Origin of the sequence: Wocania arenilitoris (genome assembly GCF_021728535.1) — a bacterium.
GTDB lineage: Bacteria > Bacteroidota > Bacteroidia > Flavobacteriales > Flavobacteriaceae > Wocania_A > Wocania_A arenilitoris.
This window is the reverse complement of sequence record NZ_JAKKDU010000013.1, coordinates 74673-97949: the sequence shown is the minus strand read 5'-3', so window position 1 is coordinate 97949 and position 23277 is coordinate 74673. Positions and strand designations below refer to the sequence as shown.

The following is a 23277-nucleotide window of genomic DNA, read 5'->3' as shown; positions in this document are numbered from 1 at the left end:
GTTAAAAACGGAGAAAATGAAAATTAAATTCTAAAATAAATGGAAAATTAATTAATTTGCGGGATAATAATGTTCAAATTATTTCAGTGATGATAAATATACAAAAAATAAAACCTTATGAAGCAGACGGAATTGTTTATCATGCTGATACTTGCTTACCATTAGTAGATGCGGTTAATAGAAAAAAACTAAAGTTTAAAGCATTGGCAAGACACACCTATCCTGGTAATCGTTTAGATAAAAATACGTTAGGTTTAAACAGTATTGGGTATTGGGATGCAAACGAGCCACAAGATTGGGGTTTAGATTGGCATAGAAATGAAGGGATTGAATTTCATTTTTTAGAATCTGGAACTATGCCATATTCGCAAGAAAATAAGGAAATGATTTTGCAACCTAATTATCTAACTATTACAAGACCTTGGGAGGCTCATAAAGTTGGGGATCCAAATATTGGAATGGGTAAATTTTATTGGGTTATTATAGATTTAGGTGTTCGCAGACCTCATCAAGATTGGGTTTGGCCAGAGTGGATTACTTTAACACCTGATGATTTATCAAGGCTTACTACAATTTTAAGACAGAATGAAAAATCTATTTTAAAAACAGACAAAAAAATAAGAGATTGTTTTCTTCAGATAAGTAAAGCTGTTGATACCGATATTGATGGTAGTAATGCTTCAAGAATTAGACTTCTTGTTAATTACCTTTTAATTTTAATACTTGATTTATTAAATACTGATGATGTTGTTTTAAACGAGTCGCTCACTGATAGTTCAAGAAGTGTAAAATTTTTCCTTAAAGAATTAGAAAATAATTTAACTGAAAACTGGACTATTGAGTTAATGTCTCAGTCTGCAGGTGTAGGTTTAACTAGATTTACACATCATTTTAAAAGGCTAACTAATTTAACACCTATGCGTTATTTAACTATGAAGCGTTTAGAGATGTCAAAAAAAATACTTCTAGAGGACAAGAATTTAACCATCGCAGAAGTGGCTTATATCTGTGGTTTTGCAACTAGTCAATATTTTGCAACAGTATTTAAAAAGCACGAAAAATGTTCGCCAAATGAATATAGATTGGAAAAGACAATGAAAAATCATCAACTAGCCTAACTATTTTAAAGCGATTAAAGTTGTTTAAATTCTTTCACTGAATAAAAACACACATGTTTTTAAGTGCTAAAATTTATATTCACGTTGTTAATTAAATTTTTAATGTTAAACAAAAATTAATTATGTATATAAAAAAAATAATATATAACATTACAAGAGTAATTATAGTGATGTCTGTACTTGTTTTTTTGGCTTGTAAAAAATCTAAAAAAGAAACAGATACTGCTATAAACAAAAATGTCGAAAAGCCTATGTTTTTTAAAATCTCATTAGCGCAATGGTCTTTAAATAAAAAGATTAGGAGTGGAGAAATGAATCCTTTCGATTTTGCTAAAGAAGCTAAAGGTTTAGGTTTTGAAGCTATCGAATATGTTAGTGGTCTTTACAAAAAAGAAGTTAACGAAGTGGGCATTGATGAAGTTGTAGAAAAACTTAAATCTGAAAGTGAAAAGCATGGTGTAAAAAATTTACTAATAATGATTGATGGTGAAGGTAATTTGGCAACTAGTGATGAAAATGAATTAAAATCTGCATTAGAAAAACATAAAAAATGGGTAGACGCAGCAAAAGCTTTAGGATGCCATTCCATTAGAGTTAATGCGCACGGAGAAGGCACATATAATGAAGTTTTAAATCAAGCAGTGGTGGGTTTAACAAAACTATCAGAATATGCCCAAACAAAAGGGATTAATATTTTGGTAGAAAACCATGGTGGTTTTACATCAAATGGGCAGTGGCTATCTTCGGTTATGGCTAAAGTAAATATGCCTAATTGTGGTACGCTACCAGATTTTGGTAATTTCTGTATTAAACGTAAAAAAGATGGTTGTGAAGATGAATACGATAAGTATAAAGGAGTTAAAGAGCTAATGCCTTATGCTAAAGCTGTTAGTGCCAAATCGTATGACTTTGATGAACATGGAAATGAAACTGTTATTGATTATGTAAGAATATTGCAAACTGTAAAAGATGCAGGGTATTCAGGTTATATAGGAATAGAATACGAAGGAAGTAGGTTAGAAGAAAAGGAAGGTATTATCGCAACTAAAAAATTACTTGAAAAAGCTTCGGGAGAAATAAAATAAAAAAGACTAACTATTAAAAACTAAAAATAAAATGGAGAATATTAACAAAAATAAGCTTTTTTTAGCAAGCTGTCTTGCTTTAATAACTACGGCTATGACTTTTGCAATTAGAGCAAGACTAGAAACTGTATTTGGTCCTGAAGGTATTGGTTTAACATTAGAACAATTAGGTTATGCTTTTGCTCCTGCTTTTTTTGGATTTACAATTGCAATGATTATTGGTGGGCCACTTGTTGATTTACTTGGAATTAAGAAAATTACTTGGATTGCTTTCTTTACACATATTATTGGAATTGTTTTGACTCTTATGGCAGATTCTATGACCTCCCTTTTTATAGCTACATTATTTGTAGGTATTGGTAATGGTATGGTTGAGGCTGCATTAAACCCTTTGGTAGCATCCATGTATCCAGATAGCAAAACTAAAATGCTTAACAGGTTTCATGTTTGGTTTCCTGGAGGTATTGTAATTGGTTCAATTTTAGGATGGCTTATTATGGATGTAATGGGATTAAGTTGGCAAGTCATGGTAGCAACCCTATTTATTCCGTTAGCAATTTATGGAATCATGTTTTTTGGTCAAAAATTCCCAGTTACAGAGCGTGTACAAATGGGGATTAGTAACAAGAAAATGTTTAGAAGCGTATTAAATCCACTATTTTTATTTATGGTGATCTGTATGTTCTTAACAGCGGCTTCAGAGCTTGGTACTACACAACGTATAGAATCTTTATTAAAAACATCGGTTGCTGCACCATTATTAGTTTTGGCTTTTATAAACGGTATTATGGCATTGGGTAGGTTATTCGCTGGTCAAGTAGTTCATAAATTGAGTCCTTCAGGAATGTTATTGTATTCTGCAATTTTTACTTTTATAGGACTTTGGCTATTAACCGTTACAACTGGAGGCATGACATTTGTTGCTGCTGCAATTTTTGCGGTAGGTGTTACTTTTTTCTGGCCTACAATGTTAGGTTTTGTAGCTGAGTATTTACCAGAAACAGGTGCTTTAGGGCTTTCAGTTATGGGAGGTGCTGGAATGTTTTCTGTTTCAATAGTATTACCAATTATGGGTAAACTTATGGATGATGCTAATGCTACAGAAGCATTAAGAACCATGTCTATTTTACCAGCAATTCTAATTGTAGCATTTTTTGGGTTGAATATCTACATGAAAAAACGAAAAATAGCATAGTTGTTGTCTTGTTATATTAATAAAAATTATGTCAGAAAAAATTAAATTAGGAATCCTCGGAGGAGGAGGTGATTCGCTTATAGGTGTTTTGCATAGGGTAGCATCTTCAATGTTTGATAAATATGAAATTGTTGGAGGTGTATTTAATCCAGTTTGGGAAGAAAATATAAATTTTGCACAAAAACTTGGGTTATCTGAAAATCGCATTTATATAGATTTTGAAACGTTTATTGAAGAAGAATTAAAGCTTCCAGAGTCTGAAAGAATAGAAGTTGTTTCAGTACTTACACCAAATTTTTTGCATTTCCCAATGGCAAAGAAACTTATAGAAAATGGTTTCCACGTAATTTGCGAAAAGCCGTTAACTACAACGCTTGAAGAAGCTACGATTTTGGAAAGCGCACTTAAAAAGTCAAATACCATTTTTGCAGTAACTTATACTTATACAGGTTATCCAATGGTTCGTCAAATGCGACAAATGATTCAATTAGGAGTTATAGGTGAAGTTCATAAAGTAGATATTCAGTATTATCAAGGTTGGATAAATCCAATACTTTTAGATAAAGAATTGCGAAAAACTATTTGGCGATTAGACCCTAAAAAAGCTGGTATAAGTAGTTGTGTTGGAGATATTGGTACTCACGCTTTTAATATGGCTGAATATTTAACGGGACTTGAAGTTAAATTTGTTTTAGCAGATTTAAATACAAGATACAAAGACAATCAACTAGATGTTGATGGCACCATATTAATACGCTTTTCAGAATATGTTAAAGGTGTTATTCGTTCAAGCCAAATAGCTACTGGCGAGGAAAATGGTTTAGAAGTAAAAATATACGGTACAAAAGGCGGCTTTAATTGGAAGCAAGAAAACCCTAATTATTTGTACTATTTAACAGACGATAAGCCTATGGAAGTATTAAAACCTGGGCATGCATATAATGGTGAAGTTTCATTAGATGGCACTAAATTACCTCCTGGACATCCAGAAGGTATTTTTGATTCTATGGGAAACATATACTATGGCGTAGCTAAAGCTATAAGAAATGAATCTTATGATAGTGGTGAGTACCCAACAATGAATGATGGGGTAAGAGGCATGAAATTTATAGAAAAGTGTGTTGAGTCGCACAAGTTAGGGAACGTTTGGTTAGATTTATAGAGCAGATATTATATGAAACATCCATGATTAATATTTAATCACACAACCAAATGATTATTTAGGATGTTACATGTGACCGTTGAATAACAATAAATATAAACACATGAAAACAATAAAAGGGCCAGCAGTGTTTTTGGCGCAATTTGCAAGTGATGAAGCACCATTTAATTCTTTGGATGGCATGTGTAAATGGGCTGCTAATTTAGGTTACAAAGGTATTCAAATACCGACTTGGGAGTCTAGTTTAATAGATATAGAAAAAGCTGCTAAAAGTCAAACCTATTGCGATGAATTAAAAGGAAAAGTAAACTCATATGGTTTAGAAATCACAGAGTTATCTACACACCTACAAGGTCAATTAGTAGCTGTAAATCCAGCTTATGATACAATGTTTGATGGGTTTGCACCAGAGCAGGTTAGAAATAATCCAAAAGCAAGAACAGAATGGGCTATTGATTTTGTAAAAAAATCTGGAACTGCTAGTAGTAGATTAGGATTGAAATCTCATGCTACATTTTCAGGGGCATTAATGTGGCATACAGTGTATCCTTGGCCTCAACGCCCTAACGGATTGGTAGATATGGGGTTTAAGGAATTAGCAAATAGATGGCTTCCTATTTTAAATCATTTTGACCAACAGGGTGTAGATGTCTGTTATGAAATTCATCCAGGAGAAGATTTACATGACGGGATTTCCTACGAGCGTTTTTTAGAAGCTACAGGAAATCATTCTCGTGCAAATTTATTGTACGACCCAAGTCATTTTGTATTGCAACAATTAGATTATTTGACTTTTATAGATATTTACCATGAGCGTATTCGTGCTTTTCATGTAAAAGATGCCGAGTTTAATGCTACAGGCAAACAAGGTGTTTACGGTGGATACGCTGATTGGAAAGATCGTGCGGGACGCTTTAGGAGTTTAGGAGATGGACAAGTTGATTTTAGTAGCATATTCTCAAAACTCACTAAATACGGATTAGATTTATGGGCTGTAATGGAATGGGAGTGTTGTATAAAATCTTCTGAACAAGGTGCACGAGAAGGAGCACCATTTATACAAAAGCATATAATTGAAACTGCCGAACGTAGTTTTGATGATTTTGCTGGAGGCGATATTGATGAAGATAATTTAAAGAGTATTTTAGGTATATAGCTATGAGGGTTATTTGTGTTCTATTAATTGGGTTATTGTTTTTTTGTTGTAATCAAAATCAAGAAAAAGTATCGAAAAAAGATTTAAAGCAAGAAGTAGAAACCTTAGTTGAGCCTACAAAACCTGAAGAAACAGAAATTTATAAACCTGTACCGTTAACAGTAAACCCTTATGGGCAAAATGGTGTACCTAGTGATGCTCTTGTATTGTTAGATGGTAAAAGTTTAAGCAATTGGGTACATTCAAATAATGGTAGACCTGCAGAATGGTTGTTAAATGACGATGGGTCAATGACTGTAAAAGATAAATCTGGTAATATTCAAACTAAACAAAAGTTTGGAAGTGTACAACTCCATTTAGAATGGAAATCTCCTAAAGAAACTCAAGGTAAAGGGCAAGGTAGAGGTAATAGTGGTGTTTTTTTACAAGAACGATACGAAGTTCAAGTATTGGATAATAACAATAATGAGACCTATGTAAATGGACAAGTAGGTTCAATTTATAAACAATCTATACCATTAGTAAAGGCATTAGTTCCAACAGGGGAATGGAATAGCTATGATATTATTTATCACGCTCCAAAGTTTAATAATAAAGGAGAAAAAACTAAATCGGCTACTATTACAGTGCTTCATAATGGTATTTTGATTCAAGACTATTTTAAAATAAAAGGAACCACTGAATTTATTGGTTGGCCTAAGAATAAGCCACATGGTAAAGCATCTATTATGCTTCAAGATCATGGGGATAACAGTCGCGTAAGTTATCGGAATATTTGGGTAAGGGAATTAGATTAGTATAGATGATGTTATCTTTGAAAAGTATTTCTATGAACTAAATAGAAAAGTTATCAATTTAAAACAATCTATAATTTTTAAATTTATGAAACATGTATTTTACTTATTAGTTGTGTTGTTTGTTCTAATATCTTGTAAGCAAGAAAAAAATAATTCAACCATAAAAAAAGATGTTGTCAAAAAAACCAAAGAACCTTTTAATGATGAGTGGGTAACACTTTTTGACGGCACTTCTTTAGATAATTGGCGAGGTTATTTGTCCGATAGTATTTATTCAGAATGGTCTATTGAAAATGGTACATTGGCTTTTACTCCAAGAAAAGAAGGCGATAAAAATATTATAACCAAAGATAAGTACACTAATTTTGTTTTATCGCTTGAATGGAAGATTTCAGAAGGTGGTAATAGTGGTATTTTTTGGAGTATTTTTGAAGATGAAAAATATCCTAAACCTTACGAAACAGGTTTAGAAATTCAAGTGTTAGATAACCAGCGTCATCCAGATGCTAAAGCAAACCCCAAATACCACCAAGCAGGTGCGCTATATGATTTAGTACAACCAGCTTATGATGTATGTAAGCCTGCAGGAGAATGGAATCTTTGTGTAATAAAAATAGACCATAATTCAAATAAAGGAAGTGCCTCGTTAAACGGTAAAGTTGTGGTAGAATTTCCCTTACATGGAGAAGAATGGGATAAAATGGTTGCTAATTCAAAGTTTAAAAGATGGGAAGGTTTTGGAAAATATAAAACAGGTCATATTGGTTTGCAAGACCACCGCGATAAAGTATGGTATAGGAATATTAAAATAAAAAAAATATAAACAGATTTAGAGCTATTAATAATCTAAAGTACAATACAATTTCTTCTTATAAGTTAATCTTATCTTTTTATAAAAACTGTTGATAACTTCTCTGTAAGCATTAAGTCAAAAAAACTACTTTTGTTACTATAAATTTTGAAAATATGTCAGAAGTAATAGAAAGAGTAAAATGCTTAATTATAGGCTCTGGACCAGCAGGATACACAGCAGCAATTTATGCAGCAAGAGCTAATATGAAACCCGTTTTATATCAAGGGACACAACCAGGTGGACAACTAACAACGACCAATGAGGTTGAAAACTTTCCAGGTTACCCTGATGGTGTTACCGGACCAGAAATGATGATAGAGTTACAAAAACAAGCAGAACGTTTTGATACCAATGTGCGAAATGGTTGGATAACCAAAGTAGATTTTTCTGGAGACATACATAAGGTTTGGGTTAATGACGAAAAAGAAATTCATTGCGATACAGTTATCATTTCAACAGGAGCTTCAGCAAAATATTTAGGATTAGAATCTGAACAAAAATATTTAAAACTTGGAGGAGGAGTTAGTGCCTGTGCAGTTTGCGATGGGTTTTTCTATCGAAATCAAGATGTTGTAATAGTTGGTGCTGGAGATTCTGCCTGTGAAGAAGCACATTACTTATCTAAACTATGTACAAAAGTAACCATGCTAGTAAGACGTGATGAGTTTAGGGCTTCAAAAATCATGGAAGCTAGAGTTAAAAAGACCGAAAATATAGAGATCTTATTTAATACTGAAACTGATGAGGTTTTAGGAGACGGACAAGTCGTTACTGGTGTGCGTGTATTTAATAATAAAACCAATGAAAAACACGAAATTCCTGCAACTGGCTTTTTTGTAGCTATTGGTCACAAACCAAATACAGATATTTTTAAGGATTATTTAAAATTAGATGAAACAGGTTATATTATTAATACTCCTGGAACATCAAAAACTAATGTAGATGGGGTTTTTGTGTCTGGAGACGCTGCCGATCATGTTTACCGTCAAGCTGTAACAGCAGCAGGAACAGGTTGTATGGCGGCATTAGATGCAGAACGTTATTTGGCAGCAAAGGAAGGTTAGTTTTGCAAGAAAATAGTATTGCCACTATTTTTATAATTAATTGTGATATGGCTAATACACTTAAAAATAGTTTAAGCAATAAAAAAAGAGCTTCAAACCTTGAAGCTTATTTTAAACCTTTTAGAGAAGAAATTATTGGTAAAAACCAAGAGTTTGAATCACCCTATGGAATAAAAAAATTATTTATGCCGATTGGACTGCAAGTGGAAGATTGTATAAACCCATTGAAGAAAAATTATTAAATGATATTGGGCCATATGTAGCTAACACCCATACCGAAACATCAATTACTGGTTCTGCAATGACCTTGGCTTACCATAAAGCTAAAAACATTGTTAAAAACCATACGTAAACTATACATATTTTTTTTATTTACTATTTTTAATGGATTTGTTCTATATTTAGAACTTAACAAATAGTGATTTGAAGATAAAAACAAATATTTGTACCATAGTAATATTTCTTTTAGTTACTACATTACTGTATGGGCAAGATTCCCCTCCTGTTCAGGTTTATACTTCTAAAGATTATGGTGCTGAAAGTCAAAATTGGTCCATCGACCAGTCTAAGCATAATTTTATTTATGTAGCTAATAACCAAGGGCTATTGGAGTTTAATGGTGCAAAATGGAATTCGTATCCTTCACCAAACGAAACTATAGTAAGATCTGTTAGCGTTATTGATGATTTAATTTATACAGGATGCAGTAAAGAGTTTGGGTATTGGCAAAGAAATGAATTCGGATTACTATTTTATACTTCTTTATCTAAGCTATTAAAGATAGACTTTTTAGAAGGAGAAGAGTTTTGGGATATAGTTTCAATAAACGACTATATTTTATTTCAATCACTAAAGAGAATTTATATTTATGATAAAACCAATAATTCTTATTCTATTATTGATTCTGATACTAACATTTATAAGATGTTTAAAGTTGATGGAAGTATCTATTTTCAAGAAACAAGGAATGGATTATACAAAATTGAAAGCGGAAAATCTATATTAGTAAGTAATGCTCAATTATTGAAAAATGATTTGTTAGTTAATGTTTTTAATCACAATAGTGGTAATCTTTTAATTGAAACTGAAAGTAATGGATTTTATTTTTTAGATAATGGTGAATTAGTTAAATGGAATATTCAAGATGATAGAATATCTAAAAGTGGTGTTTACAGAAGTACAAAATTACGAGATGGTAGTTTTATCTTAGGGACAAGGTCTGATGGGATTGTTCATATCACCAAAGAAGGAGAAGTTTATAATTATATAAATACTTTAAATGGTTTAAGCAATAACACGATTCATTATATTTTTGAGGATGCAGAAAATAACATATGGTTAGCATTAGATAATGGAATTAATTGTATAAACTTTAAATCACCTTTTAGAATTTTTAATGATTTGGAAGGGCGTATAGGTACTGTTTATGCGTCTGCTATTTATAAAGATTATTTGTATTTAGGATCAAATCAAGGTTTGTACTGTAGACCAATTAATTCTAATGAATCATTTAAGTTTGTTGAGGGTACTCAAGGACCAGTTTGGTGCTTGAAGGAGTTTAAAGGCTCTTTGTTTTGCGGACACAACGTAGGGACTTTTTTAGTGAATAAAGATTCAGCAAGCTTGATAGCAGATATTCAAGGCACTTGGGATATAGAGTCGCTTAACGAGAAAGATAATATGTTGTTACAAGGTAATTACAATGGACTCAATATTATTGAAATGAAAGATGGAAAATGGCAGTTTAAAAATAAAATTGAAGGTTTTAATGTGTCAAGCAGGTTTTTTAGTATAAACAATAATCAAATATTTGTAACTCATGGTTCAAAGGATATTTTTACTGTAACAGTAAATAATGAATACACTAAAGCATTAAGTATTGTAAAAGATACACTATTAGGTAGAGGCTTAAATTGCAGTATAACAAAATATAATGATGATATAATTTATGCTTACAAGAGAGGCGTTTTTAAATATGATTTAACTCAAGAAAAATTTTTAAAAGACACCATATTAAGTAAACTATATTCTCCTGAAGAATACACATCTGGAAAACTTATTTCAAATAAGGGCAGTAATATTCTTTGGAATTTTTCCAAGAACAATTTAAATTATGTTACTCGAGATAATTTAAATGGTAAATCAATACTAAATAAAATTCCTTATTCATCAGAGTTTCCTAAGGGTTTAACAGGTTACGAAAATATAAAATCATTAAAAAATAATACATATATAATTGGATCATCTAATGGCTACGTGACTATAGATATTGATAAATTAGAAGAAAAGGTATATGATATTTCCATAAATTCAATTACTAATAGTAGTATAGGTGATAGCGCTAAATATGTAGATAAAAATTTAGAAAGTGTTTTTGAAAATAAAAACAATAATATTGAATTTTCCTTTGGAGTAGTAGAATTTCACAAATATTTAGAAACCGAATATCAGTACCAATTAGTAGGAATGTATCCAGATTGGAGCAATTGGTTTTCTGAACCAAAAGTGTCTTTTAAAAATCTATCTTTTGGAGACTATGTTTTTAAAGTAAAAGCTAGAGTAGGGAATACATTATCAAAAAATATAGCTACATACAGTTTTAGTATAAAAAGGCCTTGGTATTTTTCAAATATGCTTATAGCCTTATATATAATTATTTTTTTATTGATTTCATTTATAACGCATAATGTCTATAAACGTTACTATAGGAAGCAAAATGAAAGATTGATGCAAGAAAACCATAGAGAACTAGAATTAAAGAAGCTGGAAAACAAACAGCAACTTATGAGGTTTAATAATGATAAACTTAGGCAGGATATTGAAAGTAAAAATAGGGAGTTAGGAATATCAACAATGAATCTTATTAAAAAGAACGAGTTTTTAAATAATTTAAAAAAGGAGCTTAAAAATGTTTCAGATAACAATAATAAAATAAAGAACGTTATTAGAATTATTGATAAAAATCTTAACGATGAGGACGATTGGAATTTATTTGAAGAGGCTTTTAACAATGCTGATAAAGATTTTATAAAAAAAATTAAATCATTACATCCAACCCTTACCTCAAACGATTTAAGATTATGTTCTTATCTAAGATTAAATTTATCCTCAAAAGAAATTGCTCCGTTATTAAATATCTCTCCACGAAGTGTAGAAGTAAAACGATATAGATTAAGAAAAAAAATTAACTTGCCTAGAGAATCTAGCTTATCGGACTACATTTTAGAGATTTAGCAACTTTACATTTACTATTTTATCCTATACATTACCACAACATTAGTGCTTATTAAAGATTTTGTATGGCTTATCTGTAAATAATAAAAATATCCTAAAAGCCTATTAAAATTAAGGGTTTGACATATTTTAATGTTAAATATTGCGATGTATGTTTTTTGTTGAGGTCTTTTTTAAGGAATTCGCAGTGTTTATAGGTAAATTTATCAAACTATACAATTCGCATAAATTAACGAACAACTTAAAATAACGATAACTATGAAAAACAAATTTCTAAGATTTTTTTTCTTCCTAATTACTTGTACTGTTTTTGCTCAAGCAGCAAAAGTAGAAATTGTAGATACAGGGGAGGGCAAAAAATTAGTGGTCAATGGAAAGGATTTCATGATCAATGGCATGAACTGGGATTATATTCCAATTGGTACGAATACCGTTAATGCCGATTTTTGGAATAAACCGGATGATATCATTAAAGCAGGACTTGATACTGAAATGTCTCTTTTGCGTAACATGAATGTAAATGTGATACGTCAATATACCGGTGTTCCTGCAAGATGGATTAAGTATATCTACGAGAACTATGGTATTTATACAATGCTTAATCATTCGTTTGGTCGTTATGGATTAACTATTGATGGCGTCTGGACACCAGTAACTATTTATGATGATCCAGCTACTAGAGACCAGTTAGTTACTGATATGAAAAATCTGGTAGAAGGCTATAAAAATACGCCAGGTCTTTTACTCTACTTATTAGGAAACGAAAATAACTATGGGTTGTTCTGGGCTGGAGCAGAAACGGAAGATTTTCCAGATGACGAAGGAAGAATAAACTTTATAGGTGAAAGTCGTGGTAGACCAATGTATAGATTGATGAACGAGGTTTCTAAGATGATAAAGGAAATGGACCCTTCACATCCGGTTGCGATATGTAATGGTGATGTACTCTTTATAGACATAGTAGCCGAAGAATGTAAAGATGTAGACATCTATGGCGTAAACTCTTACCGTGGAAAATCGTTTACAGATATGTTTGATGTGGTTAAAGCAAAACTTAATAAACCAATCATGTTTACTGAGTTTGGTGCCGATGCTTTCAATGCCATTGAAAATAAGGAAGATCAAAAATCGCAAGCCTATTACATGGTAGAAAACTGGAGAGAAATCTACGCAAATGCTGCCGGTTTAGGAAAAGCTCAAAACTCTATTGGAGGTTTTACATTTCAATTCAGTGATGGATGGTGGAAGTATGGTTTCGATAAACGTGAAAATGCCGATGTGCATGATAACAATGCATCATGGTCTAACGGCGGTTATTCAATTGACTTAGCGCCAGGTGAAAACAACATGAATGAAGAGTGGTTCGGTATATGCGCCAAAGGTCCGACTAACGAAAGAGGACTTTACGACTTATACCCACGTGCTGCTTACTACGCACTTAAAGAAGCACATCAATTAAATCCTTATGGTGAAGATGTAGATGCTGGATTTATTCAAAATTATTTCAACAGTATTAACTTAATGGATGCAGTTTTAAGGGCAAGAGGCGACAAAGCGGCTCTTGATGCTAAGGATGGCGCAAAAATTAAATTAAGCAATTTAAGAGCAGAGTTTACAACTTTTAACACCGGAGGTAGTTTAATTACCACACCAGATAATGTGGATCCAGACGCAAATACATTTCCAAACCAACTTGGTTTCGATCACATGCAATCTTACTATGTGGGTGTTGAAGGTAGGCCAACGTCAAATATGACTGCTGAGGTAAATTTTAATATACTTGGTAATGTGGCTCAAAACCCCATAAATGAAATTTTCTATGAAAATGTGGGGCGCCCTGTTAGTGTGGTTAATAGTAATGGTGAAGAAGTTGTTATAACAGATAACAATAGACTTAGGGTTTATAATGCTGAATTTGATTGGCAAACAAAACATGCCGATGTTAGAGGGTTTTATCGAACCGGTCATTACCATTGGGGTTATGAAGGTGATTTCTTCGGGTTGTACCCAGAGGCGAATTATGGTCCAAACTTAGATATTTATAATGGTGAGATTTTAGGAGTAGAGATAGACGGGAAAAAAGCCTTTAAAGGCTTAAAAGCAGCCTTCGGACCTCAATTGTGGTGGGGTGCAAATCCAACGGTTCTTTTAAAATACCGTACACATTTTAAACATTGGGATATCACAGGGATTTATCACCGAGATTTAAATACCTCTTTAAGTTTCGATGATAATGGTAGGCGAATTTTGGATGCAAACCAAGTTAGATCAGGTGTGATTCCTCCATGGCCTACAGAAAGAGCAACTATAGCTCTTGAAAAGGAATTTGGCAAATTTGGACTTTCGCTTGGAGGTATTTGGGGAGGTAGACCTTTAAATGGTAGTACATTCCAAGATGTTACAGGAGGACCAGGTAACTATGTGGTGTATCAAGATAAAATAAACTCAGACGATAATTGGGGAGGTAAAGCAAAAATAACACTTCAAGCAGGTAAGTTTAACTGGTATGCACAAGGGGCTTATATGGGCCTCGTAGCTACAGGGGGAGCTGACGCCACAAGAACCTTTACAGGTTGGAAACTAAAGGACTCTGGTAGTGGAAACCAGACTAATTTCTTAACAGGTTTTACCTACTTAATGGGCGATTGGCAAATAGCACCTAACTTCCTCTGGCAAAAACCTTTGGTAAACCCAATGCCAAGTGATGTTTCGGCTCCAGGAAGATTAAGAAACTTTATTGACGATCCTTTTGCAGTTCGAGGTAATAGAGAAACTACGGCTGGAGAATTACTTTTAACTTACGACCCAACACCTGGATCGTGGTTTTATGAGTGGGATAATGATAGAGCAGAAGATGCAAAGTTTGCCTTTAATTTAGGGTTTGTTTACAGACACCACCCAACAGCACAAGATGCACATATTGGATTTTTGGCCAATCGACAGTTTTTCGCGTTCCCGCAGGCAGCTCCAGCACAAGATTTATGGGAGATAAGCTCACGAATAATATCTAAAGTAAGTCCAGATTTAGGAATTATTGGTAATTTCTACGGAGGTACAGCGCAAGCTTTAGGAGATAGTGATAGAACTATAGATCGCTTTGGTGGTGACATTAAAATGATTTACAAAAAGTGGAAAGTAGAATATAGTTGTAAAATTAATGATTGGGGACCTTTCGATTACCATCGCGATTTTAACTTAACCTTTCCAGTTCAAAATATGATTGATATTTCTACTTCAATTAGCAAGCCAGATTGGTTTATTATGCCAGAGACCAAAATAGGTATTCGTGGTATTTGGAGATCACTTGATGAGTTCTCACCAAGATATGCGCCTACTGCCGTTCCATCTAACACATTTCCTGGTGTTCCTACATTAAGTCCTGTTGGTTTTGATAATGGAAACGAATGGGAAATAAGAACGTACATACATATTAATATTGGAAAATAAGATGAAAATGAAAAATATAAAATTTACATATATAAAATTGACATTCTTTTTAGGATGTGTATTTGCCCTTGTTTTAAGTTGTGATAGAGAACTTTCAGATGAAGCAACATTTGCGACATTTCCAACAACAGCAGAAGTTTTTATTGATGCTCCAGTGGGACTTACAGATCAATTTTTTAGATCTTTTGATCCAGAAGCAGGCGCAAATACTAGTGGTTTTGGAGTGGATAATAATACATTCTACGAAGGAACTTCGGCAATTAGAATTGATGTACCTGCTTCTAATGATCCTGATGGAAACTTTATAGGAGGAGTTTTTGAAGACCGTGGAGCAGGAAGAAATCTAACGGGATACGATGCACTGACATTTTGGGCACAAGGAACTACATCTGGAACCATAACAGTTGGATTTGGAACCGATTTTGATACGTTGGAAGGTGAGCCTTCTTACGATGTTACTACCTCTGTTCAAATGACATCTGGATGGAAGAAGTATATCATTCCAATACCAGACCCTTCAAAGTTAATTCAAGAAACAGGAATGTTCTTATTTGCTGCCGGTGGTTTCGACCCTCTTGCAGATGGCCCAAATGGAAATGAAATAGCATGGACATTCTGGATCGATGAGTTAAAATTTGAAAAACTAGGTACTGTTTCTCAACCAAGACCAATTGCTTTCAATGGTCAGGATATAGCCATGCAAACATTTACAGGAAGCGAAATAAATATTGTGGCCCAAGGTCTATCAATAAAATACGATGTTGATGGTGAAAACTTAGAAGTTAGTGGAGCTCCTGCCTATTTCAATTTTGTTTCCTCAAACACCGATGTTGCTATTGTAAATCAATTTGGTGTTGCAAGTGTTGTTGGTGAAGGAACCACTGAAATAACTACTGAGTTAGCAGGTGTCAAAGCATTCGGAACTTTAACCGTAACTTCTAGCGGTGACTTGCTTCTAGCCCCAGTTCCAATAAGACCTGCCGCCGATGTTAAATCTATCTTTAGTGACGCATATACAGCAGATACTGGAAGTAACTTCAATCCAGGGTTTGGTGGTTCAACCACAGAAACTGCAGAAGTTGGTGCTCCAGGAGAGTTGGTTCGAATTTATACTAATAATAATTTCACAGGAATTATTTTTGATAATACCGTGGACGCGTCAACTTTAACGCACTTACATATGGATATTTATACTAATGAACCAGGAACCAATGTTAATATCCAAATTAGAGATATTGGGTCGAATGGCGAGATAGAAACAAATATCTTTACTGGTTTTCCAGATGGTGATGACAAAGATAAAAGATTTGATGCCACTGGTTTAACTGTTGGAGCTTGGACATCTATAGACATTCCTTTAGATGGTGACCTAGCTGCTCAGAAGAACAATTTGGGAGCTCTCATTTTAGCTGGAGGTCCAGATTTCATTTTAGACAACATTTACTTCTACAAGGAATAAGCTTAGATAATATAAAATTCAAAAAGATAAAAGATGAATAAAACAATAACAGATAAAATAAAGAAAAAACCCTTGCTATTTATGTCTTTTCTATTGGTAGCTGTATTTGTTATCTATAGTTGCGAGACAGATGACACACAAACAGTAGCAAAATTCACCGAGCTTGTTTGGGCAGATGAATTTGATACAGATGGCGCACCTAACCCAGCTATTTGGGGTTACGATATAGGAACTGGTTTTGACGGCTGGGGAAATAAGGAGTTGCAATACTACACAGATCGCCCAAGTAATGTTTCTGTACAAAACGGAATGCTGTTAATTACGGCTCAGAAAGAAAATTTAAACGGAGCATCATTTACTTCTGCAAGACTTTCTACAAAGGGGCTATTTGACCAACAGTATGGGCGGTTCGAAGCACGTATAAAGATACCTTCCGGTTCGGGGCTGTGGCCAGCATTTTGGTTACTGGGGGCAGATTGTGAAAATGTTGGAGAGCAGCTTGATTCCAATTGGCCATTATGTGGAGAAATTGACATTATGGAATACAGAAGACAAGAACCAACAGCAATTAGCGGCACAATACATGGTCCAGGGTATTCAGGTTTAACAATGCCTCAAGGTCAAATTACAAAAAGTTATAATTTAGGTGAGCGTCTAGATGCAGGATTTCACGTATTTGGGATTGAGTGGGGTCAAGACTATATAAATTTCTATGTAGACGATGCCTTATACAATCAAATAACACCTGCCGATCTTGTAGTAACACCAGCAAATGAAACTGGAGAGTTAGGTGAATGGGTGTTCAATAAACCATATTACATCATACTAAATTTAGCAGTCGGAGGAAATTTCCCTGGAGCTCCAGACAGCGATGAGATATTCCCAAAAACCATGCTTGTAGATTACGTGCGAGTATACAAACAGTAACAACTAAAAAAAAGAACAATGAAACAATTATTTAGAAAATTTAAACAAATTTCAATACTAATTTTAGCGATAGCTTTTATTGGTTGCGAAGACGATGATGCGATTTTACCAACAGTTACTGCAGGATTTACTTATACGCTAAGCGATGCAGGAGTAGCCACATTTATTAATACATCAGAGAATGCTAACAAGTATACTTGGAGTTTTGGTGATCAAAACAATTCTACCTCAAGTTTAATCGACCCTGTATTTGCCTATAGTATTGGGTCTTACACGGTAACATTAACCGCTATTAATGTTGCTGGATCGTCAGAGACATTCGAGTCAACAATAATGGTGTTAGACAAAGATGCACCGCTAATTGCCTTAATAGGAGATGCAACAATAAATGTAACATTAGGGGATACCTTTACAGACCCTGGCGCTACAGCACTTGATGAGGTTGATGGCGATATTACAGCTAACATAGTTGTTGGAGGCGATACAGTAGATACGAATACAGAAGGCACCTATGTAATAACATATAATGTTTCCGATTCTCAAGGTAACGCAGCAGATGAAGTTCAAAGAACTGTTATTGTTTCGGCTATTCCATGCGATCCAGAAACAGCCGAAAATATAGATCCAGCAAATGGAGATCTTAATTGGACTTTCCAGACAAACGATTTAGCCCATACTTTTGAAGCATTTGGTAATACATCTGCGAGTATAGTAGATAACCCATTAATAGAAGGTATAAATACCAGTTGCAATGTACAGCAATTTGTTAAAACTTCAGGTTGTGAAACATGGTCAGGGGTGGGAACCGAATTAGCGACAGCATTAGATTTTACAACACGTATAAACAATGTGTTTAAAATGAAGGTTCTAGCTGAAACTCAAGTTACAGATGTCACCTTGCGATTAGAGCGTTTGCCTTTTCCAGATACAGATCCTGCAGTTGAGAAAGTTGCATCTATTACTACTACCGGTGCGTGGCAAGAACTAACTTTCGATTTTTCAGATGTAACAACAGGTACATATAAAAGTATGATTATTTATTTCGAGCGAGGCGCTGGTTGTGATGGAGACGTTTACTACTTTGACGATATTGTTCAAACATCAGAAGCTTCTGGCGGCGGTAGTTCTAATGAAACTGTAATTTTAAATTTTGAAAATAATTTAGCAGGAGTAACCGCTTCAGAATTTAACACAGGAGGCGCATTAATTGCTAACCCAGTCTCTGGAGGAATAAATACGAGCCCTAATGTGTACGAAGCTGCGCACACCACTGCTAATGATTGGTGGGGCGGTATAGGATTTGTTTTTGATGCTGGTTTAGATCAAGCAACTACCGTTTACAAAGCGAAATTCTATTCTACTGTAGCACCAACTAATGTGTTATTTCAAGTAGAAGTAGATGGAACAAACCAGCCTGTTGGTGATGTACAAGAAATTACTGCTGCCAACGAGTGGGTAGAACTTACTTTTACATTAACAAACGTTCCAGGTGGAGTGAACAGAATATTGATTCGTCCAGATGTAGGAGATCAAACTGGATTTAAGCCAAATACTGGTTCTCTTTATATAGATGATATAACTAAAGTTGATGGCGCCACTGGCGGTGGCGGCACTGGCACTGGCGGTGGTGGAACGACCACTGGAATAGCCAATAATGGTGATTTTGAAACAGGAGACTTCGCTGGTTGGGAGGTATTCGATAATGGTGGAACCATTACAATTGATGCCGCGAACAATGGAGGTAGTTGGTCTGGAAAAATAGTGTCAGTGGGCAGTAATGCTGCAGGATCTAATGCCACGCTTAAACAAGAAAGAAAAGGAGCTGGAACTGTTAGTGCTGGTGATACTGTTGAAATTAAGTTTGATTATTTATTGAGCGGTGTCACTTCACCTGGAGCAGTAATTAATTTAGCTGTTTTTGGTGAAGTAGATGCAGGAGGCGTATCGTTTACTGAGAACCTTCCTGCTCCAACAGACCAAAGCACATGGACACCATATACTCATACATTTACCATTCCTGCAGGTGCAGACGTTAGTGGAGGTATTACGTTGCAGTACAATCTACCTTGTGGAGCCGTAGACGGGTGTGGTGCAACTTTTAACCTTGACAATGTTTCTATAGTGCTGAACCCATAATAGACTTAAATTAATGTTATAAGATTAAAAAGGCTAGCTAAATTTTACTAGCTAGCCTTTTTTATATAAAAAAAATCAAAACTGTAAGAATTTAAAATTAACAACACAGTTTTTCTAGACAAACCAAAAGTTTCTAACCAAATGAAAGAGGTCAAGGGAGAATTAGTAAATCTTAATGGAGAACAATTCTATAAGATTTCCAATAACGATGAAATGCGACCATTTTTTATGAGCATTGTAAGTGATTCTAATCACTGGATGTTTATTTCTAGCAATGGCGGATTAGCCGCAGGACGAAAAAATTCTGAATACGCTTTATTTCCTTATTATACTGATGATAAGATAACCGAATCGGCAGATATAACAGGGAGTAAATCTATTTTTAAAGTGTTAAAGAATGGTCAAGAATTCATGTGGGAGCCGTTAGCGGTTAGATCTTTAGGAAAATATACAACCACTCAAAATTTATACAAAAACAGGTTTGGTAATAAAATTGTTTTTGAAGAAATTAATCATGATTTAGAGTTAACATTTAGATATCAGTGGTGTTCTACTGATAAGTTTGGCTTTGCTAAAAAATCTACATTAATCAATACATCTAAAAATGCTTTAAGTATAACACTTTTAGATGGTATTCAAAATATTATGCCAGCCAGTATTGGTAGTGATACTCAGAATACGTCAAGTAATCTAGTAGACGCATATAAGCGTAATGAGCTAGAAGCATCAACAGGACTTGGAATTTATGCACTGAGTGCTATTCTGGTTGATAAAGCAGAAGCCAGCGAAGCATTAAAAGCTAATGTCGTTTGGTCTTTAGGATTAGATAACCCTAAGTATATGCTATCTTCTTTGCAACTTGATAATTTTAGGTCGCGTAAACCTATAGATCAAGAAGAAGATATAAAGGCTGAAAAAGGTGCTTATTTTGTTTCTACAGAAATTGAATTACTGGCAAATTCTTCTAAAGAATGGATATTCGTTGCTAATGTAAACCAAGATCATTCTGATATTGCTTTGCTATTAAAACAAATTAAAGAGGATAAATCATTAATTGATATAGTTAATGAAGATATAGATTTAGGAACCAAACGTCTTGTAGAACTCAATGCCGCATCTGATGCTATACAAGTTACTGCAGACAGTTTAAGAGATACACGTCATTTTGCTAACACATTATTTAATATCATGCGTGGCGGAATATTTGATGATGGGTATCAAATTGAGAAATGGGATTTTAGAAATTACCTTTTTAATGCCAATAAAAAAGTAGCTCGGAAATCCGAAAGTATAATTGATGCACTTCCAGAAGTATTCTCATTAGCAGATATACAAGAAATGGCATATAGTAGTGAAGACAAAAACTTTAGGCGTCTTTGTTTAGAGTATATGCCATTAAAATTTAGTCGTCGACATGGAGATCCAAGTCGTCCATGGAATAAGTTCTCTATTAATACAAGAAGTGAAATTGATGGATCTAAAATTTTAGATTACGAAGGAAACTGGAGAGACATCTTTCAAAACTGGGAAGCCTTGGCGCATTCATACCCAGAGTTTATTGAAAGTATGATTCATAAATTTTTAAACGCCACAACATTTGACGGATATAATCCATATCGAGTAACAAAAGGCGGTTTTGATTGGGAGGTTATTGAACCAGACGACCCCTGGTCTTATATTGGCTATTGGGGAGATCACCAAATTATTTATTTACTTAAATTTTTAGAGTTTATAAATAATCATAAACCAGGTAAGTTAGAAGAGTTCTTTACAAAAGATTTATTTGTATATGCCAACGTGCCATATAAAATTAAACCTTATAATGATTTATTAAAAAATCCAAAAGACACAATTATTTTTGATGATGATTCTGATCACAGAATTAATGAAGAAAGAGAACAATTAGGAGCCGATGGTGCTTTGCTTAGAGATGAAAATAGATTTATTGTAAAAGCCAATTTTATTGAAAAAATATTAGCAACATCATTAGCAAAGTTATCTAACTTTATTCCAGAAGGAGGTATTTGGATGAATACCCAACGTCCTGAATGGAATGATGCTAATAATGCATTGGTAGGTAATGGAGTTTCTATGGTTACATTGTATTACCTGCGCAGATTTTTCAACTTCTTTGAAGAATTGTTAGCTACTGCAACAACCAACGAAGTAGAAGTATCAACAGAAATATTTGACTTTTTTAGTAGTGTTTTAGAAACCTTTGAAAACAATAAAAACTTATTATCAACATCAATTAGTGATACTGATAAAAAAATTATACTAGATAGTTTAGGTCAAGCAGGTAGTGATTATAGAACTCGTATATATGACCATGCTTTTTCGGGAAGAAAATCGTTACTTTCAATTAACAAACTAAAAGATTTTGTAAGTATTAGCAAATCTTATTTAGAACACTCTATTAGAGCTAATAAACGCTCAGATAATTTATATCATGCTTACAATTTAATGACTGTAAATAGTGATGATTCGATTTCAATTTCTTACTTAAGCGAAATGTTAGAAGGTCAGGTAGCAGTTTTAAGCTCAGGTTACTTAAGTGCTAAAGAAGCATTAAATGTATTAAACGCTTTAAAACAAAGTAAACTATTTAGACCAGATCAGTATAGCTATTTACTATATCCAAATAAAGAGTTAAAAGGGTTTTTAGATAGAAATACAATCTCTGAAGATGCTGTTTTTTCATCAAAATTGTTGCAAGAATTATTAAGTGATGGAAATGTTCAAATTATAGAAAAGGACGTAAACGGTGAATACCACTTCAACGGAAACTTTAAAAATGCAAGTGATGTATCTGAAGCTTTAGAAAAGCTAAAAGGAACAAAATATGAGACACTTTTAAAATTGGATACTAAAAAAGTGTTACAAGTTTTTGAAGACGTTTTTAATCATAAAGCATTTACAGGAAGATCAGGAACTTTTTATGGTTACGAAGGATTAGGGTCTATCTATTGGCATATGGTTTCAAAACTATTATTGGCAGTTCAAGAATGCTGTTTAAAAGCAGTTAATGATGGGGAAAATGAAATAGTAATTGGGCATCTGCTAGAACACTTTTATGAAATAAACGAAGGCATAGGTGTGCATAAATCTCCAGAATTATATGGTGCATTTCCAACAGACCCATATTCGCATACACCAGGTGGGAAAGGTGCTCAACAACCAGGAATGACAGGTCAGGTAAAAGAAGATATTTTAAGTCGTTTTGGAGAGCTAGGCGTATTTGTAACACAAGGAAAATTATTTTTTAACCCATGCTTATTAAGAAAAGAAGAGTTTTTTACAAGCGCTACAAATTTTGATTTTATTAATGTTTTTAAAGAAAGTAAAAGTATTAAAATGGCAAAAAATTCATTAGGATTTACATATTGCCAAGTACCAATAGTGTATCAAATTTCTGAAAAAGAAAGTTTAGAAATAACATTTAAGAATGGTAATTCAAAAGCTATAGAAAGTTTAATGATTGATTCAGAAATAAGTAAACAAATTTTTATGCGAACTGGTGAAGTAGCACAAATAACTGTTTATGTTAATGCAGCCAATTTAAAATAAAGAATAGAGAAGAGTAAGTAGTAAATGATTAAGTAAATTTTACTTATAATTTTAATTAGATACTAGCAATAGTTTTT

Annotated in this window: 14 protein-coding genes and 1 pseudogene; all 15 read left to right on the top strand. The window is 33.6% G+C overall.

The window, feature by feature from the left end:
* The first annotated feature begins 89 nt into the window (after positions 1–89).
* The 15 genes and pseudogenes from L3X37_RS11660 to L3X37_RS11590 all read left to right on the top strand — a co-directional run bounded on the left by L3X37_RS11660 (position 90) and on the right by L3X37_RS11590 (position 23200).
* A complete protein-coding gene (locus L3X37_RS11660) occupies positions 90–1118 on the top strand; it encodes a helix-turn-helix transcriptional regulator (RefSeq protein ID WP_237240350.1) in 1029 nt (342 codons plus the stop codon).
* Between the two features lie 122 nt (positions 1119–1240).
* Positions 1241–2203 (top strand): sugar phosphate isomerase/epimerase family protein, encoded by a 963-nt coding sequence (locus tag L3X37_RS11655; RefSeq protein WP_237240349.1) that lies wholly within the window; start codon positions 1241–1243, stop codon positions 2201–2203.
* Between the two features lie 31 nt (positions 2204–2234).
* On the top strand, positions 2235–3398 hold the full coding sequence (locus L3X37_RS11650) for an MFS transporter (protein ID WP_237240348.1): 1164 nt from the start codon (positions 2235–2237) through the stop codon (positions 3396–3398).
* Between the two features lie 28 nt (positions 3399–3426).
* Entirely contained in the window at positions 3427–4560 is a 1134-nt protein-coding gene (locus tag L3X37_RS11645) for a Gfo/Idh/MocA family protein (protein ID WP_237240347.1), read from the top strand.
* Between the two features lie 103 nt (positions 4561–4663).
* Positions 4664–5716, top strand: a complete 1053-nt coding sequence (locus L3X37_RS11640; RefSeq protein WP_237240346.1) for a sugar phosphate isomerase/epimerase family protein — start codon at positions 4664–4666, stop codon at positions 5714–5716.
* Between the two features lie 2 nt (positions 5717–5718).
* Positions 5719–6513 (top strand): 3-keto-disaccharide hydrolase, encoded by a 795-nt coding sequence (locus L3X37_RS11635; protein ID WP_237240345.1) that lies wholly within the window; start codon positions 5719–5721, stop codon positions 6511–6513.
* Between the two features lie 85 nt (positions 6514–6598).
* Positions 6599–7336, top strand: coding sequence for a 3-keto-disaccharide hydrolase (locus L3X37_RS11630; RefSeq protein WP_237240344.1), 738 nt, complete (start codon positions 6599–6601; stop codon positions 7334–7336).
* 143 nt (positions 7337–7479) lie between these two features.
* Positions 7480–8430: a thioredoxin-disulfide reductase gene (gene trxB, locus L3X37_RS11625; RefSeq protein ID WP_237240343.1), complete on the top strand. Its 951-nt coding sequence runs from the start codon at positions 7480–7482 to the stop codon at positions 8428–8430.
* A gap of 47 nt (positions 8431–8477) precedes the next feature.
* Positions 8478–8776 (top strand): annotated as a pseudogene (locus L3X37_RS11620) (aminotransferase class V-fold PLP-dependent enzyme); the annotation flags it as partial.
* A gap of 77 nt (positions 8777–8853) precedes the next feature.
* Positions 8854–11664, top strand: a complete 2811-nt coding sequence (locus L3X37_RS11615) for a helix-turn-helix and ligand-binding sensor domain-containing protein (RefSeq protein WP_237240342.1) — start codon at positions 8854–8856, stop codon at positions 11662–11664.
* Between the two features lie 258 nt (positions 11665–11922).
* Positions 11923–15111 (top strand): glycoside hydrolase family 2 TIM barrel-domain containing protein, encoded by a 3189-nt coding sequence (locus L3X37_RS11610; protein WP_237240341.1) that lies wholly within the window; start codon positions 11923–11925, stop codon positions 15109–15111.
* A gap of 7 nt (positions 15112–15118) precedes the next feature.
* On the top strand, positions 15119–16570 hold the full coding sequence (locus tag L3X37_RS11605) for a glycosyl hydrolase family 16 (protein ID WP_237240340.1): 1452 nt from the start codon (positions 15119–15121) through the stop codon (positions 16568–16570).
* 33 nt (positions 16571–16603) lie between these two features.
* Entirely contained in the window at positions 16604–17497 is an 894-nt protein-coding gene (locus L3X37_RS11600; RefSeq protein WP_237240339.1) for a glycoside hydrolase family 16 protein, read from the top strand.
* An 18-nt stretch (positions 17498–17515) separates the two neighbouring features.
* The gene (locus tag L3X37_RS11595; protein ID WP_237240338.1) at positions 17516–19633 is read left to right on the top strand and encodes an immunoglobulin-like domain-containing protein; all 2118 of its coding nucleotides are present in this window, start codon (positions 17516–17518) and stop codon (positions 19631–19633) included.
* A 141-nt stretch (positions 19634–19774) separates the two neighbouring features.
* Positions 19775–23200, top strand: a complete 3426-nt coding sequence (locus tag L3X37_RS11590; RefSeq protein ID WP_237240337.1) for a 1,3-beta-D-glucan phosphorylase, GH149 family — start codon at positions 19775–19777, stop codon at positions 23198–23200.
* Positions 23201–23277 lie beyond the last annotated feature (77 nt).

What these genes read in the sequence shown, in the direction of transcription:
- L3X37_RS11640 (WP_237240346.1), top strand. Translation starts at nt 4,664, where the DNA reads ATGAAAACAATAAAAGGGCCAGCAGTGTTTTTGGCGCAATTTGCAAGT.
- L3X37_RS11655 (WP_237240349.1), top strand. Translation starts at nt 1,241, where the DNA reads ATGTATATAAAAAAAATAATATATAACATTACAAGAGTAATTATAGTG.
- trxB (WP_237240343.1), top strand. Translation starts at nt 7,480, where the DNA reads ATGTCAGAAGTAATAGAAAGAGTAAAATGCTTAATTATAGGCTCTGGA.
- L3X37_RS11645 (WP_237240347.1), top strand. Translation starts at nt 3,427, where the DNA reads ATGTCAGAAAAAATTAAATTAGGAATCCTCGGAGGAGGAGGTGATTCG.
- L3X37_RS11590 (WP_237240337.1), top strand. Translation starts at nt 19,775, where the DNA reads ATGAAAGAGGTCAAGGGAGAATTAGTAAATCTTAATGGAGAACAATTC.
- L3X37_RS11610 (WP_237240341.1), top strand. Translation starts at nt 11,923, where the DNA reads ATGAAAAACAAATTTCTAAGATTTTTTTTCTTCCTAATTACTTGTACT.
- L3X37_RS11635 (WP_237240345.1), top strand. Translation starts at nt 5,719, where the DNA reads ATGAGGGTTATTTGTGTTCTATTAATTGGGTTATTGTTTTTTTGTTGT.
- L3X37_RS11660 (WP_237240350.1), top strand. Translation starts at nt 90, where the DNA reads ATGATAAATATACAAAAAATAAAACCTTATGAAGCAGACGGAATTGTT.
- L3X37_RS11605 (WP_237240340.1), top strand. Translation starts at nt 15,119, where the DNA reads ATGAAAAATATAAAATTTACATATATAAAATTGACATTCTTTTTAGGA.
- L3X37_RS11600 (WP_237240339.1), top strand. Translation starts at nt 16,604, where the DNA reads ATGAATAAAACAATAACAGATAAAATAAAGAAAAAACCCTTGCTATTT.
- L3X37_RS11630 (WP_237240344.1), top strand. Translation starts at nt 6,599, where the DNA reads ATGAAACATGTATTTTACTTATTAGTTGTGTTGTTTGTTCTAATATCT.
- L3X37_RS11650 (WP_237240348.1), top strand. Translation starts at nt 2,235, where the DNA reads ATGGAGAATATTAACAAAAATAAGCTTTTTTTAGCAAGCTGTCTTGCT.
- L3X37_RS11595 (WP_237240338.1), top strand. Translation starts at nt 17,516, where the DNA reads ATGAAACAATTATTTAGAAAATTTAAACAAATTTCAATACTAATTTTA.